Genomic DNA, 18,204 nt, shown 5'->3' with positions numbered 1-18,204 from the left:
CCGCTGCGCGGTCAGCTCCGGCCGGCCGAGGTAGCCGCGGGCGAGCTGCCCGCCGGACACGTACACCTCGCCGGCGGTCCCGACCGGCACCGGGCGCAGCCGTTCGTCGAGCACGTACACGCCGAGTCCCGGGATGCCGCGGCCGACGACGCTGCCCGGGGCGTCGCCGCGGGCGGTCAGCTCGTGGAAGGTGACGTGGACGGTCGTCTCCGTGATGCCGTACATGTTGACCAGCCGCGGGCCGTCGTCGCCGTGGCGCTCCCACCAGCCGGCCAGCCGCGCCGGATCGAGCGCCTCGCCGCCGAACACCACCGCGCGCACCGCCGCGACCGCCTCGGGACGGCACTCCTCGACCGCCATGAGCTGGTAGAACGCCGACGGGGTCTGGCTGAGCAGCGTCACGCGCTCGCGTTCGACGAGGGTGAGGAACCTCTCCGGCGACCGGGACACCTCGTACGGCACCGCCACGACGCGCCCGCCGTGCAGGAGCGCGCCCCACAGCTCCCACACCGAGAAGTCGAACGCGAAGGAGTGGAACCAGCTCCACACGTCCTCGGGGCCGAACTCCAGCAGCCCGCGCGTCTGCGCGAACAGGCTGGTGACGTTGGCGTGCGTGACGGCCACGCCCTTGGGGCGGCCGGTCGAGCCGGAGGTGTAGATCACGTACGCGGGGTGGTCGGGCGAGAGCGGCTCGCGCCGCGCGGCCCCGGGTTCGGCCGGGTCGTCCACGAGCAGGCAGGGCACGCCCTCCGGCAGGCGATCGCGCAGGGCCTCCGAGCTGAGCACGTACCGGGCTCGGGCGTCGCCCAGCGAGTACGCGATCCGCTCGGCCGGGTAGGCCGGGTCGAGCGGCAGGTACGCCCCGCCTGCCTTGAGCACGCCGAGCGCGGCCACGACCAGGTCGATCCCGCGTTCCAGGCAGACGCCGACCACCGACTCGGGGCCGACGCCGCGCCCGATCAGCTGCCTGGCGAGCCGGTCGGCGCGTTCGTCGAGCTCGGCGTAGGTGAGGCTGACGTCGCCCGACACGACGGCGGTGGCGTGTGGCGTCCTGGCCGCCTGGGCCTCGAACAGCTCGGGCAGCGTGGCGGGCTCGGCCTCGACCGGGGCCGCGTTCCACTCGGTCAGCACCCGCCGCCGCTCGTCGGCGTCGAGTACCTCCACCGAACCGAGGCGTGTTCGGGGGTCGGTGACGAGCTGCTCCAGCAGCCGGGTGAGGCGGGCCGCGATGCGGGCCACCGTGGGCGGGTCGAACAGGTCGGCCGCCCCGATCAGCGCGCCGCGTACGCCGGCGGGCGTCCCCTGGGGGTCGAACGTCTCGCCGAGCCGCAGGTCCAGGTCGAACTTGGCCGTCGGCGTCCCGGCGGCCAGCTCGGCGGTGCGCACCTCGGGCAGGTCCAGCTGCGCTTCCCCGGTGTTCTGCAGCGTGATCACGACCTGGAAGAGGGGGTGGCGGGCGCGCGACCGGGCCGGGGCGAGCTCCTCGACCAGCTTCTCGAACGGCACGTCCTGGTGGCCGAGCGCCGCCAGGCTCGTCTCCTTCACCCGTACCAGCAGTTCCTGGAAGCTCGGATCGCCGGACAGGTCGGTCCTCAGCACGAGGGTGTTGACGAAGAATCCGACCAGGTCGTCCAGCGCCTCATCCGTGCGCCCGGCGTTGGCCGTGCCGATCGGGAGGTCGGTACCGGCGCCCAGCCGGGACAGCAGCACCGCCAGCGCGGCCTGCAGCACCATGAACGTGGTCACGCCCTCGGCCCGCGCCACCTCCGCCAGCCGCGCATGCACGCCCGCCGGGATCTCCACCGGCACGCCGTGCCCGCGATGCGAGGCCACCGCCGGACGCGGCCGGTCGATCGGGAGCTCCAGCTCGTCCGGGAGGTCGTTCAGCGCGTCCCGCCAGTACGCGACCTGGCCCGCGATCAGGCTGTCCGGGTCGTGCTCGTCGCCCAGCACGTCACGCTGCCAGAGCGCGTAGTCGGCGTACTGCACCGGCAGCGGCGTCCACTGCGGCGCCCGCCCGTCCCTGCGGGCCGCATAGGCCGTGGAGAGGTCCCGCGCCAGCGGCGCCCGCGACCAGCCGTCACTCGCGATGTGGTGGATCACCACCACCAGGACCCGCTCGTCCGGCCCGGCCTCGAACAACCAGGCCCGGATCGGGACGTCAGCGGTGAGGTCGAACGGGTGGTTCGCCGCCTCCGCGACCGCGGCGTCCAGCTCGGCCGTCGCCACCACGGCCAGCTCCCAGTCGGGGTCGTCGACGACCTGCTGGTAGGGCTCGCCGTCCACCGCGGGGAAGACCGTCCGCAGCACCTCGTGCCGCCCGATCACGTCCCGCAGGGCCTGGCCGAGGGCCCCGGCGTCCACGTCTCCGGCCAGGCGGAGCACGATCGGGATGTTGTACGTGGGACGAGGTCCTTCGAGCTGGCCGATGAACCACAACCGCTGCTGCGCGAACGACAATGGCACCCGCTCCGGCCGTTCCATCACCGACAAGGGGACCCGGGCCTGCCCCGCCTCCGCCAGACAAGCCGCCAGCGCGGCCACCGTCGGCGCCTCGAACAGCACCGACAGGGCCAGTTCGATACCCAGCAGCGCCCGTACCCGGCTGACCAGCCGCACCGCCAGCAGCGAATGGCCGCCGAGTGCGAAGAAGTCGTCGTCCACGCCGACCTCGGCCACGCCCAGGACCTCGGCGAACGCCCGGCACAGCAGCTCCTCCCGAGCCGTGGCCGGTGCTCGGCCGGTGCCGGTCGGGTGTTCGGGGGCGGGTAGCGCGCTGCGGTCCACCTTCCCGTTCGCGGTCAGGGGGAGCGCCGGCAAGGCCACGATCGCCGAGGGCAGCATGTAGTCGGGCAGCCGATCGGCGACGAAGCGGCGTACGAGATCGGGCAGCCCGTCATCACCCACGACGTACGCCACGAGCCGGGTGTCCCCGGGCGTGTCCTGCCTGGCGATCACGGCCGCACCGGACACCAGCGGGTGCGCGCTCACCACGGCTTCGACCTCGCCGGGCTCGATCCGGAAGCCGCGGATCTTCACCTGGTCGTCGACTCGGCCCAGGAACATCAGTTGCCCGTCGGAGGTCCATCGCACGCGATCGCCGCTGCGGTACATGCGGGTGCCGGGCTCGTACGGGCAGGCCACGAACCGCTCGGCGGTCAACCCCGGACGTCCGGCATAGCCACGCGCGACCTGCGCGCCGACGATGTACAACTCACCCGCCACCCCGGGCGGAACCGGCCGCAACCACTCATCCAGCACATACAACCGGCAATTGGCGATCGGCCGGCCGATCGGCACCGACTCACCGACCTCGTCACCGGCCCGCACCTCAAACACACAACACCCGACCGTCGTCTCCGTCGGCCCGTACTCGTTCACCACCACCGACCCCGGCGACCGGCCCAACCACGACCGCACCGCCGCGCCCGACAACGCCTCCCCACCCACCACCCACGTCCGCCCGACATCCCGCTGCACCGTCTCAGCCAGCAACGCCAGATGCGCCGGAACGACCTTCACCAACCCCAACCCATCCGACAAAACCCCCGCCAGTCCTTCAGCACCGCCCTCCGCACTCACCGCCACCGCCGCCCCCGACACCAGCGGCACCCACACACTCGTCACCGTCAGGTCGAACGCCATCGACGAATGCAACGGCGCCCCACCACCCACCCGATAAGCACCAGCAACCCAGCCCACGTAATTGGCCAGCCCCGCCTGCGTCACCACCACACCCTTCGGCCGGCCCGTCGACCCCGACGTATAGATGAGATAGGCGGCCTGCTCGCCGAGCATCACCCGCTCGGGCCTGGTCGCGGGCGCGGCGGCCAGTCGCATCTTGGTGAAGGTGTCGTCGAGGGTGAGCATGCGGCTGCGGCCCGCGGGCAGTTCCTCGGCGATCTCCGCGCTCGTCACCGTCACCACCGCCCGGCTGTCGGCCAGCATGAACGCGATCCGCTCCACCGGCTGCCGGGGATCGATCGGCACATACGCCGCCCCGGCCTTCCACACCGCCAGCAACGCCACGATCAGATCGACACCACGCTCCAAACACACCCCCACCACCGACTCGGCCTGGATGCCCTCGCCGATCAGGACGTGTGCCAGCCGGTTGGCCCGCTCATCCAGCTCCCCGAAACAGACCTCGACCCCCTCGGCCACCACCGCCATCGCACCCGGATCCTGCGCCTCGAACAACTCCACGACAGGAACGCCAGTGTGCTCAGCCGCCGTGTCGTTCCACTCCTCCAGCACCCGGTGCCACTCGTCCGCGTCGAGCACGGCGACCGCCTCGATCGGGGAGTCCGGGTCGGTGACGAGCAGCTCCAGCACTCGCGTCAGCCGCGCCGCGATCCGCGCAACCGAATCGGGGTCGAACAGGTCGGCCGCCCCGATCACCGAGCCTCGCACCCCGCCGGGCAGCCCTTCAGGGTCGAACAGCTCGCCGAGGCGTACCTCCAGGTCGAATTTGGCCACTGAGGCCCCTGCCGGGACGCCGCCCGCCCGCACGCCGGGCAGCTCCAGCACGGCCTCGGCGATGTTCTGGAGGTCGAGTTGCACCTGGAAGAGGGGGTGGCGGGCGCGCGACCGGGCCGGGGCGAGCTCCTCGACCAGCTTCTCGAACGGCACGTCCTGGTGCGCGAGCGCCGCCAGGCTCGTCTCCTTCACCCGTCCCAGCAACTCCCGGAAGCTCGGATCTCCGGACAGATCGGTGCGCAGAACAAGCGTGTTGATGAAGAAGCCGACCACGTCGTCCAGCGCCTCATCAGTACGACCGGCGTTCGCCGTCCCGATCGGGAGGTCGGTCCCCGCGCCCAGCCGCGACAGCAACACCGCCAGCGCGGCCTGCAGCACCATGAACACGGTCGCGCCCTCGGCCCGCGCCACCTCGGCCAGCCGCGCATGCACGCCCGCCGGGATCTCCACCGGCACGCCGTGCCCGCGATGCGAGGCCACCGCCGGCCGCGGCCGGTCGAGGGGTAGTTCCAGCTCCTCCGGCACGCCCGCCAGCGTCCTGCGCCAGTAGGCCGTCTGGGCGGTGATCAGGCTGTCCGGGTCCTCATCGTCACCCAGGAGATCGCGCTGCCAGAGCGCGTAGTCGGCGTACTGCACCGGCAGCGGCGTCCACTGCGGCGCCCGCCCGTCCCTGCGGGCCGCATAGGCCGTGGAGAGGTCCCGCGCCAGCGGCGCCCGCGACCAGCCATCGCTCGCGATGTGGTGCAGCACCACCACCAGGACCCGCTCGTCCGGCCCCGCCTCGAACAACCAGGCCCGGATCGGGACGTCGACAGTGAGGTCGAACGCGTATGCCACGGCCTCAGCGACTGCGGCGTCCATTTCCGCCGGCGACACCTCGGCCACCCGCATCGCCCACTCAAGCTGATCCGGCTGTAGCACCCGCTGGTAGGGCCGGCCGTCGGCGACCGGGAAGACCGTGCGCAGCACCTCGTGCCGCCCGATCACGTCCCGCAGCGCCAGGCCGAGAGCGTCGCGATCCACTTCTCCCGACAGTCGCAGCACGACGGGGACGTTGTAGGCGGTGCCAGGGCCCTCCAGTTGGGCGATGAACCACAACCGCTGCTGCGCGAACGACAACGGCACCCGCTCCGGCCGTGCCGCCGTCGCCGTCAACGGGATACGTGCCGTTCCCGCCTCGTCCAGCCCTGCGGCCAGCCCGGCCACGGTCGGCGTCTCAAACAGCGCCCGGATCTCGATCTCCACGTCCAGGAGGGCGCGGATCCGGCTGACCAGCCGCACCGCCAGCAGCGAATGACCGCCCAACTCGAAGAAGTCGTCATCCACCCCAACCGCAGGCACCCCCAGAACCTCGGCGAACGCCGCACACAACGCCTCTTCCCGCGGCCCGGACGGCCCACGACCAGCACCCGCGGCAGCAGCATGATCCGCAGCAGGCAGCGCACGACGATCCAGCTTGCCGTTCGCCGTCAGCGGGAGGGCGTCCAGCACCACCCACGCCGAGGGCACCATGTGGTCCGGCAGCCGCTCGGCCGCGAAGCGGCGCACCAGCGACGGCAACTCTGCCGTGTTGTCCGTGTCACCGGCCACCAGATACCCGACCAGCCGCACATCACCCGGCGTCTCTTCCCGGGCGACCACAGCCACCTGCTCCGCACCCCGGCAGCCGGCCAGCACCGCACTGACCTCACCCGGCTCCACCCGGAAACCACGAATCTTCACCTGGTCATCCACCCGGCCCGCGAACACCACCTGCCCGTCGGCAGTCCAGCGAGCCCGGTCACCCGTCCGATACATCCGCCCGCTCTCGAACGGGCAGGCCACGAACCGCTCCCCGGTCAACCCCGGCCGCCCCAGATAGCCGCGCGCCACCTGCGCCCCGGCGATATACAACTCGCCCGTCACCCCTGCGGGGACCGGCGCGAGGTGTTCGTCGAGCACATACAGGCTCGTGTTCGCGACCGGCGTCCCGACCGGGACCACCACGCCTCCGGGCTGCAGGCGGGTCGTCGCGACGCCGATCGTCGCCTCGGTCGGGCCGTAGTGGTTGTAGACCGCGCAACCACGCCGCCCTGCTGCCTCCAGCAGGTGTTCGATCCAGCCCGGCGCCGCCGCCTCCCCACCCAGCACCAGCGACCGATCCGGCAACACCGGCTCCAACCCACCCGCCGCACCCAAAGCAGCCAGATGCGAGGGCACCACCTTCAGGAAGTCGACCTGCAACCTGCCCAGCGCAGCGGGGTCGGTGGCGGCCTCCTCGGCCAGGATGTGCAGCTGCCCGCCCGAGGTCAAACTGGCGAACACCACCGTGTTCCCCAGATCGGTCGCCTGCCCCTGCACCAACGCATACCGGCCCCCACCCATCCCCAGCCGACCCGGCACCGACGCCACGTAATTGGCCAGCCCATCCTGGGTGACCACCACACCCTTCGGGCGGCCCGTCGACCCGGAGGTGTAGATGAGGTAGGCCGCCTGGCCGCCGAGCATCACCCGCTCCGGCCTGGTCACGGGCGCGGCGGCCAACCGCATCTTGGTGAAGGCGTCGTCCAAGGTGAGCATCCGCGCCCGGCCCGCAGGCAACTCTTCCGCGATCTCCTCGCTGGTGACAGTCAACACCGCACGGCTGTCAGCCAGCATGAACGCGATCCGCTCCACCGGCTGCCGCGGATCAACCGGCACATACGCCGCCCCCGCCTTCCACACCGCCAGCAACGCCACAACCAGATCGACACCACGCTCCAAACAGACACCCACCACCGACTCGGCCTGGACGCCCTCGCCGATCAGGACATGCGCCAGCCGATTGGCCCGCTCATCCAACTCCCCGAAACAGACCTCGACCCCCTCGGCCACCACCGCCACCGCACCCGGATCCTGCGCCTCGAACAACTCCACGACAGGAACGCCAGTGTGCTCAGCCGCCGTGGAATTCCACTCCTCCACCACCCGACGACGCTCATCGGGACCCAGCAAGCCCACACCGCTCAAACGGATACGCGGATCGGCGCCGACGGTGTCGAGGACCCGCACCCAATAGGCGGCGATACGATCGGCCCACTCCGGATCGAACAGGTCCGTGGCCACGGTGATCGACCCCCGCACCCCGGCCGGCGCCCCCTGACCGTCGAACGCCTCGCTCACCATCACATCGAGATCGAACTTCGCCGCCGCCCTCCCCGTCCCCGCAGCCGGCGCCGACCCCGTCCGCACCCCCGGGAGATCCAGGACCGCATCGATGGTGTCCTGTTTGGTCAGGACCACCTGGAACAGCGGGTGGCGAGCCATCGACCGCGCGGGCGCCAGCTCCTCCACCAGCCGCTCGAAAGGCACATCCTGATGCGCGAACGCCGACAAACTCCGCTCCCGCACCCGCCCCAGCAGCTCGCGAAACTCCGGATCCTCTGACAGATCCGCCCGCACGACCAGCGTGTTGACGAAGCACCCCACGAGATCGTCGAGCGCCACATCCGTGCGCCCGGCGTTCGCGGACCCGATCGGGATGTCGGTCCCCGCGCCCAGCCGCGACAACAACACCGCCAGCGCGGCCTGCAACACCATGAACACGGTCACACCCTCGGCCCGCGCCACCTCCACCAACCGCGCGTGCACCTCCGCCGGAACCTCCACCGGCACACTGTGCCCGCGATGCGACGCCACGGCCGGACGCGGCCGGTCGAACGGCAACGACAGCTCCTCGGGAACCCCGGCCAGCGCGTCCCGCCAGTGACCGATCTGCCTGGAGATCAGACTGTCCGGATCACGTTCGTCGCCCAGCAGTTCCCGCTGCCAGAGCGCGTAGTCGGCGTACTGCACCGGCAGCGGCTCCCACACCGGCGCCCGCCCTTCACGCCGAGCCCCGTAAGCCACCGAGACATCGCGGGCCAACGGCGCCATGGACCAGCCGTCACTGGCGATGTGGTGGACGACGACCACCAGCACCCTCTCGTCCGGGCCCGCCTCGAACAGCCACGCCCGGATCGGCGCCTCCGCCGACAGGTCGAACGCGTACCGCACCGCTTCGGCGACAGCGCCGTCCAGCCCGTCCGGCGCGACCTCGGCGACGGTCAGCTCCCAGTCGAGCTCGTCGACGATCCGCTGACAGGGTTCGCCGTCCGCGACGGTGAAGACCGTGCGCAGCACCTCGTGCCGCCCGATGACGTCCCGCAGCGCCAGCCCCAACGCCTCGACACCCACATCCCCGCCCAGCCGCAGCACGATCGGCACGTTGTACGTCGCGCTCGGCCCCTCAAGCTGGCTGATGAACCACAACCGCTGCTGCGCGAACGACAGCGGCACCCGCTCCGGCCGCTCCACCGCCCCCAACGCCAACCGCGCGCCCTCGGCACCGGTCAGCCGCCCCGCCAGCGCCGCGACCGTCGGCGCCTCGAACAACGCCCGCAACGGCAGCTCCACGCCGAGGACCGCGCGCACTCGGCTCACCAACCGCACCGCGAGCAGCGAATGCCCGCCGAGCGCGAAGAAATCCTCCTCCACGCCGACCTCGGGCAACCCCAGGACCTGCGCGAACACCCCGCAAAGTATCTCCTCGCGCACGTTCGCCGGGCCCCGGCTCGCCTGGCCGCTGTACTCAGGGGCGGGCAGGGCCTTGCGGTCGAGCTTTCCGCTGGCGGTCAACGGCAACGCGTCCAAGGTCACGATCGCCGAAGGCACCATGTAACCCGGCAGCCGCTCGGCCACCCACCCGGTCACCTCCGCGACGGCGACCTCACCCAGGACGACGTAGGCGACCAGCCGCTTGTCACCCGGCACGTCCTCCCGGACGACCACCGCGGCCTGCGCCACCTCCGGATGCGCGGCCACCACCGCCTGCACCTCACCAGGCTCGATCCGGAACCCGCGGATCTTCACCTGATCATCCGCCCGGCCCGCGAACACCAACCCCCCACCCGCGTTCCACCGCACCCGGTCCCCGGTCCGGTACATCCGCCCGCCCGTATCGAACGGGTCCGCCACGAACCGCTCACCCGTCAGCCCCGCCCGCCCCACATAGCCTCGCGCCACCTGCGCCCCCGCCAGGTACAGCTCCCCAGCCACACCCGGCGGCACCGGCCGGAGGAACCCATCCAGCACATACGCCCGCGTGTTCACGTTCGGCCCGCCGATCGACACCTCCTCACCGGCCGGCAGCTCATCCGTCATCGCCGCGCACACCGTCACCTCCGTCGGCCCGTACGCGTTCACCAGCCGACGCCCAGCCCCCCACCGCGCCACCAACTCCGCGCCCAGCGCCTCGCCACCCGCCACCAACGTCCGCACCCCGACCAGGTCAGACGGCTCCAACACCCCCAACAACGACGGCGGCACCAGCACATGGCTGACCCCGAACCGCGCCACCACCCCGGCCACATCGCCCTGCGCATCGGCCATCACCAAGCAACCGCCCGACCACAGCGCGACCAGCAACTCCCAGCAGGCGGCGTCGAAGCCGGGCGACGCGAACTGCAACACCCGGTCCCCGGGCCCCACCTGCCAGCCCCCGGCCGCCAGCAGGTTCACCGCGCCCGCATGCGTCACCACCACGCCCTTCGGCCGCCCCGTCGACCCCGACGTGTAGATCACGTACGCCGCGCATCCCGGCAGCAGTCCCTCCACCCGCAGCGGCCCGTCCGGCAGCCCACCCAGCTCCGCCACCACCGCCGGATCATCCAGCAGCACCGCCGCCGGCAACCCCCCGGCCAGATCCGACGACGTCACCACCATCCCCGCTCCCGCATCGTTCAGCGAGAAGGCGATCCGCTCGGCGGGATAGGCCGGATCCACCGGCAAGAACGCCGCCCCGGCCTTCAACACCGCCAGCACCGCGACGACCCACTCCACCCCACGCCCCAGCACCACGCCCACCACCGACTCCGGCCCCACGCCACGCCCCACCAGCAAACGCGCCAGCCGATTGGCCCGCCCGTCCAGCTCGGCGAACGACACCTCCACCCCCTCGGCCATCACCGCGACCGCCCCCGCCGACCCCGCCACCCGAGACTCGAACAACTCCACCAACGTCGCCGACGGCACCTCCGCCGCCGTGTCGTTCCACTCCGCAAGCACCTGCCGGCGTTCCTCGGCGTCCAGCACGTCCACGCCGCTCATGCAGGTCTGCGGTTCGGCGGTCATCACGTCCAGGACCCGCGTCAGCCGTTCGGCGAGCTTCTCGACCGACCCCCGTTCAAAGAGGTCGGCGGACGCGACCAGGGACCCTCGCACCCCGGCGGGACCGCCGTCGGCGTCGAACACCTCACCGAGCAGCACTTCGAGGTCGAACTTCGCCACCGGTGCACCGGCCGACATCCGCCGGGCCCGGATCCCGGGCAGCTCCAGCTCCGCCTCTCCGGCGTTCTCCAGCGTCAGCATCACCTGGAACAGCGGATGCCGGGCCATCGACCGCGCGGGCGCCAGCTCCTCCACGAGCCGCTCGAACGGCACGTCCTGGTGCGCGAACGCCGACAGACTCGTCTCCCGCACCCGTCCCAGCAGCTCCTGGAAGCTTGGATCGCCGGACAGGTCGGTCCTCAGCACGAGGGTGTTGATGAAGAAGCCGACCAGGTCGTCCAGCGCCTCGTCCGTACGACCGGCGTTGGCCGTCCCGATCGGGAGGTCGGTCCCCGCGCCCAGCCGCGACAACAACACCGCCAGCGCGGCCTGCACCACCATGAACGTGGTCACACCCTCGGCCCGCGCCACCTCCACCAGCCGCGCATGCACCTCCGCCGGCACCTCCACCGGCACCGTGTGCCCACGGTAAGAAGCCACCGCCGGCCGCACGTGATCCACCGGCAACGCCAGCTCCTCCGGCGCGCCTTCCAGCGTCTCCCGCCAGTACGCGACCTGTCCCGCGATCAGGCTGTCCGGGTCGTGCTCGTCGCCCAGCACGTCACGCTGCCAGAGCGCGTAGTCGGCGTACTGCACCGGCAGCGGCTCCCACCCCGCGACCGCGCCCCCGCACCGAGCCGCGTACGCCACCGACACATCCCGCGCCAGCGGCACCCGCGACCAGCCATCGCTCGCGATGTGGTGCAGCACGACCACCAGGACCCGCTCGTCCGGCCCCGCCTCGGACAGCCAGGCCCGGATCGGAATGTCGGCCGTCAGCTCGAACGGGCGGTTCACCGCCTCCGCGACCGCGGTGTCCAGCTCGGCCGTCGCCACCACGGCCAGCTCCCAGTCGGGGTCCTCGACCACCTGCTGATAGGGCTCGCCGTCCACCGCGGGGAACACCGTCCGCAGCACCTCATGCCGCCCGATCACGTCCCGCAGCGCCAGCCCCAACGCCTCGACGTCCACATCCCCGCCCAGCTTCAGCACGATCGGGATGTTGTACGTGGCGCTGGGCCCCTCAAGCTGGCTGATGAACCACAACCGCTGCTGCGCGAACGACAACGGCACCCGCTCCGGCCGTTCCATCACCGTCAACGGGGCCCGGCCCTGCCCGGCCTCCGCCAAACGAGCCGCCAGCGCGACCACCGTCGGCGCCTCGAACAGCACCGACAGGACCAGCTCCACGCCCAGCAGCGCCCGCACCCGGCTGACCAGCCGCACCGCCAGCAGCGAATGGCCGCCGAGTGCGAAGAAGTCGTCGTCCACGCCGACCTCGGCCACGCCCAGGACCTCGGCGAACGCCCGGCACAACAACTCCTCCCGAGCCGTGACAGGCCCCCGTCCCGCGCCGGTCGCGCGTTCGGGCCTCGGCAGCGCCCTGCGGTCCACCTTGCCGTTCACAGTCAGCGGCAGCGCGTCCATCGCCACCACCGCCGACGGCACCATGTAGTCGGGCAGCCGATCGGCGACGAAGCGGCGCACGAGATCAGGCAGCCCGTCATCACCCACGACGTACGCGACCAGCCGGATGTCACCGGGCGTGTCCTGCCTGGCGATCACGACCGCCTGGGACACCAGCGGATGCGCGGCCACCACGGCCTGGACCTCGCCGGGCTCGACGCGGAACCCGCGGATCTTCACCTGCTCGTCAGCCCGCCCGAGGTATTCCAGGTTCCCCTCGGCGTTCCGGCGGACCACGTCACCGCTGCGGTACATGCGCGTGCCGGGGACGAGCGGGCAGGCCACGAACCGCTCGGCGGTCAACCCCGGACGTCCGGCATAGCCGCGCGCGACCTGCGCGCCGGCGATGTAGAGCTCACCCGCCACACCCACCGGAACCGGCCGCAACCGCTCATCCAGCACATACAGGCGGCAGTTGGCGATCGGCCGCCCGATCGGCACCGACTCACCGACCTCGTCACCGGCCCGCACCTCATACACGCAGCACCCGACGACCGTCTCCGTCGGGCCGTACTCATTGACCACCACCGACTCCGGCGACCGGCCCAACCACGACCTAACCGCCGCGCCCGACAACGCCTCCCCACCCACCACCCACGTCCGCCCGACATCCCCCGGCATCATCTCCGCCAGCAACCCGAGATGCCCCGGAACCGCCTTCACCAGCCCAAGCCCATCATCGCCGGCCAACACCTCGGCCAGCCCCTCGGCACCACCCTCCAGACTCACCGCCACCGCCGCCCCCGACACCAGCGGCACCCACACACTCGTCACCGTCAGATCGAACGCCATCGACGAATGCAACGGCGCCCCACCACCCACCCGATAAGCACCAGCAGCCCAGCCCACGTAATTGGCCAGCCCCGCCTGGGTCACCACCACACCCTTCGGCCGCCCCGTCGACCCCGACGTATAGATGAGGTACGCCGCCTGCCCGCCGAGCACCACCCGCTCCGGCCTGGTCACAGCCGCGGCGGCCAGCCGCATCCTCGTGAACGCGTCATCGATCACCAGCAACCGCGCCCGACCAGCGGGCAGTTCCTCGGCGATCTCCTCGCTGGTGACGGTCAGCACGGCCCGGCTGTCAGCCAGCATGAACGCGATCCGCTCCACCGGCTGCCGAGGATCAACCGGCACATACGCCGCCCCCGCCTTCCACACCGCCAGCAACGCCACGACCAGATCGACACCACGCTCCAAACAGACACCCACCACCGACTCGGCCCGAACCCCCTCTCCGATCAGGACATGCGCCAGCCGGTTGGCCCGCTCATCCAGCTCCCCGAAACAGACCTCGACCCCCTCGGCCACCACCGCCACCGCACCCGGGTCCTGCGCCTCGAACAGCTCCACCACCGAAGCGTCCAAACCCTCGACCGCCGTGGAGTTCCACTCCTCCACCACCCGGCGACGCTCGCCGGCGCCCAGCACGTCCACGTCGCCCAGCGGCACGTCCGGCCCGCCGTCCAGCACGGCCTCCAGCGCTGCCACCAGGTTGCCCGTGGCCGTACGCAGCAGCCGCGCCACGGCCAGCGGGTCGATGGGCGCGACCGCGTCCACGGTCAGCGACAGCGCGCCGCCGTCATCGTTGACCGCCACGGCGAGCGGATAGTTGGTGCGGTCGTGCGTGAAGACCGTACGGACGCCCTCGATCCGCCCACCGGCGCGACCGGTCTGGCGCCGGTAGTTGAGGAACGACGTGAACAGCGGCGTGTCACCGGCGACACCGCTGGCGCGCTGCGCGACGGCCAAGGACGCGTGCTCGTGTTCCAGCAGCTCGCCGAGCTGCTCCCGCATGGCGGACACCGCGCCGTGCGCACCGAGCCGGTCGGTGCGGACCCGTACGGGCAGGGTGTTCATGAACGGGCCGGGCACGCGGTCGGAGCCCATCCCGGCGTTCATCCGGCCGAACAGCACGGTCCCGAACACCACGTCGTCCCGGCCGCTGACGGCGGCGAGCGCTCGCGCCCAGGCCACGTGCATCACGGGCGCGGGGCTGACCCCCATACGGTGGGCGACGTCCCGCAGCCGCCCGGTCAGCTCGGGGGACAGCTCCAGCTCTTCCCGCACGACCCCGGCGCCGTCGCCGCGCGCGTCCGCCACCCCGTACGGGGCGGTCGGCTCCGTCACGTCGCCCAGCAGCCCGGCGAAGTACGAGGCGTGCCCCGCGTCGGAGTCGCCGCCGCGTGCCTGCGCCACGAAAGTGCGGAACGGCAGCGGCTCGGGCAGTTCGTCCCCGCGACCGGTCAGGAAGGCGTGGACCTCGTCGAGCAGGACCTCCTTGGCGGTGTGGTCCTGCACCATGTGGTGGATGCGGAGCAGCGCCAGCCACCGGCCGCGGGGGGCGGCGGCCGTGTGCACCCTGATCAGCGGCGCGCGGCCGAGGTCCATCGACTGCCCGCCGGCGGCCACCAGGCCGGCCACCGGGTCGGTGCCCGCCGGGTCAAGCGTCATCTGCTCGACGGGGAGGGTGGCGCTGCGCCACACCACCTGTACGGGTTCGCGTAGTCCGTCCCAGACGATGCCGGTGCGCAGGATGTCGTGGCGGTCGACGACCCGTTGCAGCGCGTCCAGGAAGGCGTCGAGCCGGGCCCGCGTGTCGAACTCGGCGACCGTCGGCAGCGCGTAGGCGTCCTCGCCACCGTCGGCCAGCAGGTGATGGAACAGCAGCCCTTCCTGGAGCGGGGCGAGCGGATAGACGTCGGCGACGTTGGGGGCGCCACCCTCGACGGTGGCCACGATCCGGTCGATCTCGTCGCCGGTGAGGTCCACCAGCGGGAGCATGCCCGGCGTGATCTCCGTGGCGCCGGGCGTGATCAGGTTGTCCGGGACGGCCGCCGGGGCCGCGCCGGACGACCACGCCAGGCCGGCGGGGGTGGGCGCCTGGAACAGCGCACGTACCGACACCTCGACGCCGCGCTCGCGCAGCCGCTCCACCAGGCGGATGGCGAGCAACGAGTGGCCGCCGAGCGCGAAGAAGTTGTCGTCGGCTCCGACGCCGCCCAGCCCGAGCACCTCGGCGAAGGCCGCGCAGACGAGCTCCTCCCTGGCGTTCGCGGGTGCGCGTCCCGCGCCGGTGGCGTACTCGGGTGCGGGCAGGGCGCGGCGGTCCAGCTTGCCGTTCGCGGTCAGCGGCAGATCGTCCAGTACGACGACCGCCGATGGCACCATGTACTCCGGCAGGCGTTCGGCGGTGAAGGCGCGTACCGGCTCGGCGAGGTCGGCCCCGCCGGGTTCGGACGGTACGACGTAGGCGACCAGGCGGACGTCGCCGGGCGTGTCCTCGCGGGCGACGACGGCGGCCCGCGCCACCCCGGGATGGGCGGTGACCGCGGCCCGCACCTCGCCGGGCTCGATGCGGAACCCGCGCACCTTGACCTGCTCGTCGGCGCGGCCGGCGAAGACGAGCCGCCCGTCGGGAGTCCATCGCACCAGGTCGCCGGTGCGGTAGAGGCGCTCGCCGGCCGCGAACGGGGAGGCCACGAACCGCTCGGCGGTCAGCCCGGGACGTCTGACATAGCCGCGCGCGACCTGGGCGCCGGCGATGTACAGCTCACCGGCGACGCCCGGCGCGACCGGCTCCAGGTAGTCGTCCAGCAGGTACATGCGGGTGTTGGGGAGTGGCCCGCCGAACGGCACCGCGCCGTCCCCGTCAGGGTCCACCTGCCCGGCTGCGGTGATCACGGTCGCCTCGGTCGGCCCGTACGCGTGGATGAGCCGCCGGCCCCTGGCCCAGGCCCGCGCCAGTGCGGGCGGGATGTCCTCCGAGCCCACCACCATGGCGCGCACCCCGGGCAGGTCGCCGGGTTCCAGGACCGCGAGCAGCGAGGGGATGACGCTGGCCGAGCGCACCCCGGCCGTCTCGACGAGGGCGCGCAGCAAGGCGGGTTCCGCGCGCTCGGCGGCGCTCGCCACGACGAGCGTTCCGCCGAGAGCGAGGGTCACGGCCACGTCCAGCACCGACGCGTCGAACGTGAACGACGCGAACTGCAGCACCGGCACGCCCGGGCCCACCTCCATCAGCGGCCCGAACACCGAGACGAGGTTCGCCAGGCAGGCGTGCTCGACCGCCACGCCCTTCGGCCGGCCGGTCGAGCCGGAGGTGTAGATGACGTACGCCAGCCCGCCGGCCGGGCGCTCCGGAGCGGTGGCCGGGTAGCCGTCCAGGAGCGGGTCTCCGAGCCGGACCACGTGATCCGCGCCCGCGACCTCCCGGTCGCTCACCACCACGCGGATCCCGCTGTCGGCCACGGCGAAGGCCAGGCGGTCCGCCGGGTGGGCGGGATCGAGGGGCACATAAGCGCCGCCCGCCTTCCACACGGCCAGGATCGCCGTCACGATGTCGATCCCGCGCGGCAGGCACAGCCCGACCGCTGACTCCGCGCGGACGCCGAGCGCGATCAGGTGGTGGGCGAGCCGGTTCGCGCGGGTGTCGAGCTCGGCGTAGGTGATCTGGTCGCCGTCGAAGAGGACGGCGGTCGCGCCGGGGGTGCGCGCCGCCTGGGCCTCGACCAGCTCCGGCACCGTGGCCTGCGGGAACTCGGCCGCCGTGGCGTTCCACTCCACCAGCAGCCGGTGCCGCTCCGCCGCCGCCAGCACCTCCACCCCGCTCAGCCGGGTGTCCGGCGCGCCGGTCAGCAGTTCGATCGCGCGCCGCAGCCGCCCGGCGAGCAGCGCGGCCGACTCCGCCGTGAACAGGTCGGCCGCCACGATCACCGAGCCGCGCAGCCCGGCCGGCCTGCCCTCGCCGTCGAACAGCTCGCCGACGCTGACCTCCACGTCGAACCGCGACACCGCCGCGCCGCCGGGGGCCGCGTCCGCGACGCCGCCGGCACGCAGGCCCAGCAGGTCCACGGTCGCCTGTGCGACGTTCTGCACGGTGAGCAGCACCTGGAACAGCGGGTGGCGGGCCAGCGACCGGCTCGGCGTCAGCTCCTCGACGAGCCGGTCGAACGGCACGTCCTGGTGCGAGAACGCCGACAGGCTGGTCTCCCGGACCCGGGCGAGCACTTCGCGGAAGGCCGGGTCGCCGGACAGATCGGTACGCAGGACCAGGGTGTTGACGAAGAAGCCGACCAGCTCTTCCAGCGCGATGTCCGTGCGCCCGGCCACGACCTGGCCGATCGGGAGGTCGGTGCCCGCGCCCAGCCGTGACAGCAGCATCGCCAGCGCGGCCTGCACCACCATGTACGTCGTCGCGCCCTCGGCCCGCGCCACCTCCGCCAGCCGCGCGTGCGCGGCCGCCGGGATCTCGAACGGCGCGCTGTGCCCGTGGTGCGAGGCGACCGGCGGGCGCGGGCGGTCGAAGGGCAGCGCCAGTTCCTCAGGCGCGCCTTCCAGCGCCTGCCGCCAGTAGGCGAGCTGGCGGGACAGCACGCTGGCCGGATCCGTCTCGTCGCCGAGCAGCTCGCGCTGCCACAGGGTGTAGTCGGCGTACTGCACCGGCAGCGGCTCCCACCCCGGGGCCCGCCCTTCACGGCGGGCGGCGTACGCGGCGGAGAGGTCGCGCGCGAGCGGCCCCTTCGACCAGCCGTCGCCGGCGATGTGGTGCAGCACCACGGCGAGCACGTGCTCCTCCGGTCCGGCCGAGAACAGCCACGCCCGGATCGGTGCCTCCGCCGCCAGGTCGAAGGCGTGCTCCAGGACGTCGTCCACCGCGCCGGCCAGCTCCGCGGGCGGCAGCTCGACCAGTTCGAGCTGCCAGTCCAGCTCGTCGATGTCCACGATGCGCTGGTACGGCTCGCCGTCGGCCATGCCGATCAGGGTCCGGAGCACCTCGTGCCGTTCCAGGACGTCCCGCAGCGCGGCGGCCAGCGCCGGTTTGTCCACCTCGCCCGTCAGCCGCAGCGCCACCGGGATGTTGTAGGTGGCGCTCGGGCCCTCAAGCTGCTCGATGAACCACAACCGGCGCTGCGCGAACGACAACGGAATCAT

The 18,204-nt window shown here is 72.4% G+C and carries 1 protein-coding gene (only partly in view); it reads right to left on the bottom strand.

Going from position 1 to position 18,204, the window contains the following annotated elements:
- Positions 1-18,204, bottom strand: the 5' portion of a protein-coding gene (locus tag ABZS69_RS63405; RefSeq protein WP_355393596.1) for a non-ribosomal peptide synthase/polyketide synthase. Its footprint begins 702 nt before the window's first position; only the first 18,204 of its 18,906 coding nucleotides appear in the window; the start codon lies at positions 18,202-18,204; the stop codon falls past the left edge of the window.

It is taken from the genome of Nonomuraea sp. NPDC005650 (assembly GCF_040605375.1).
Taxonomy (GTDB): domain Bacteria; phylum Actinomycetota; class Actinomycetes; order Streptosporangiales; family Streptosporangiaceae; genus Nonomuraea.
The sequence above is the reverse complement of the archived record's forward strand: the minus strand, read 5'-3'. Positions and strand labels throughout refer to the sequence as shown.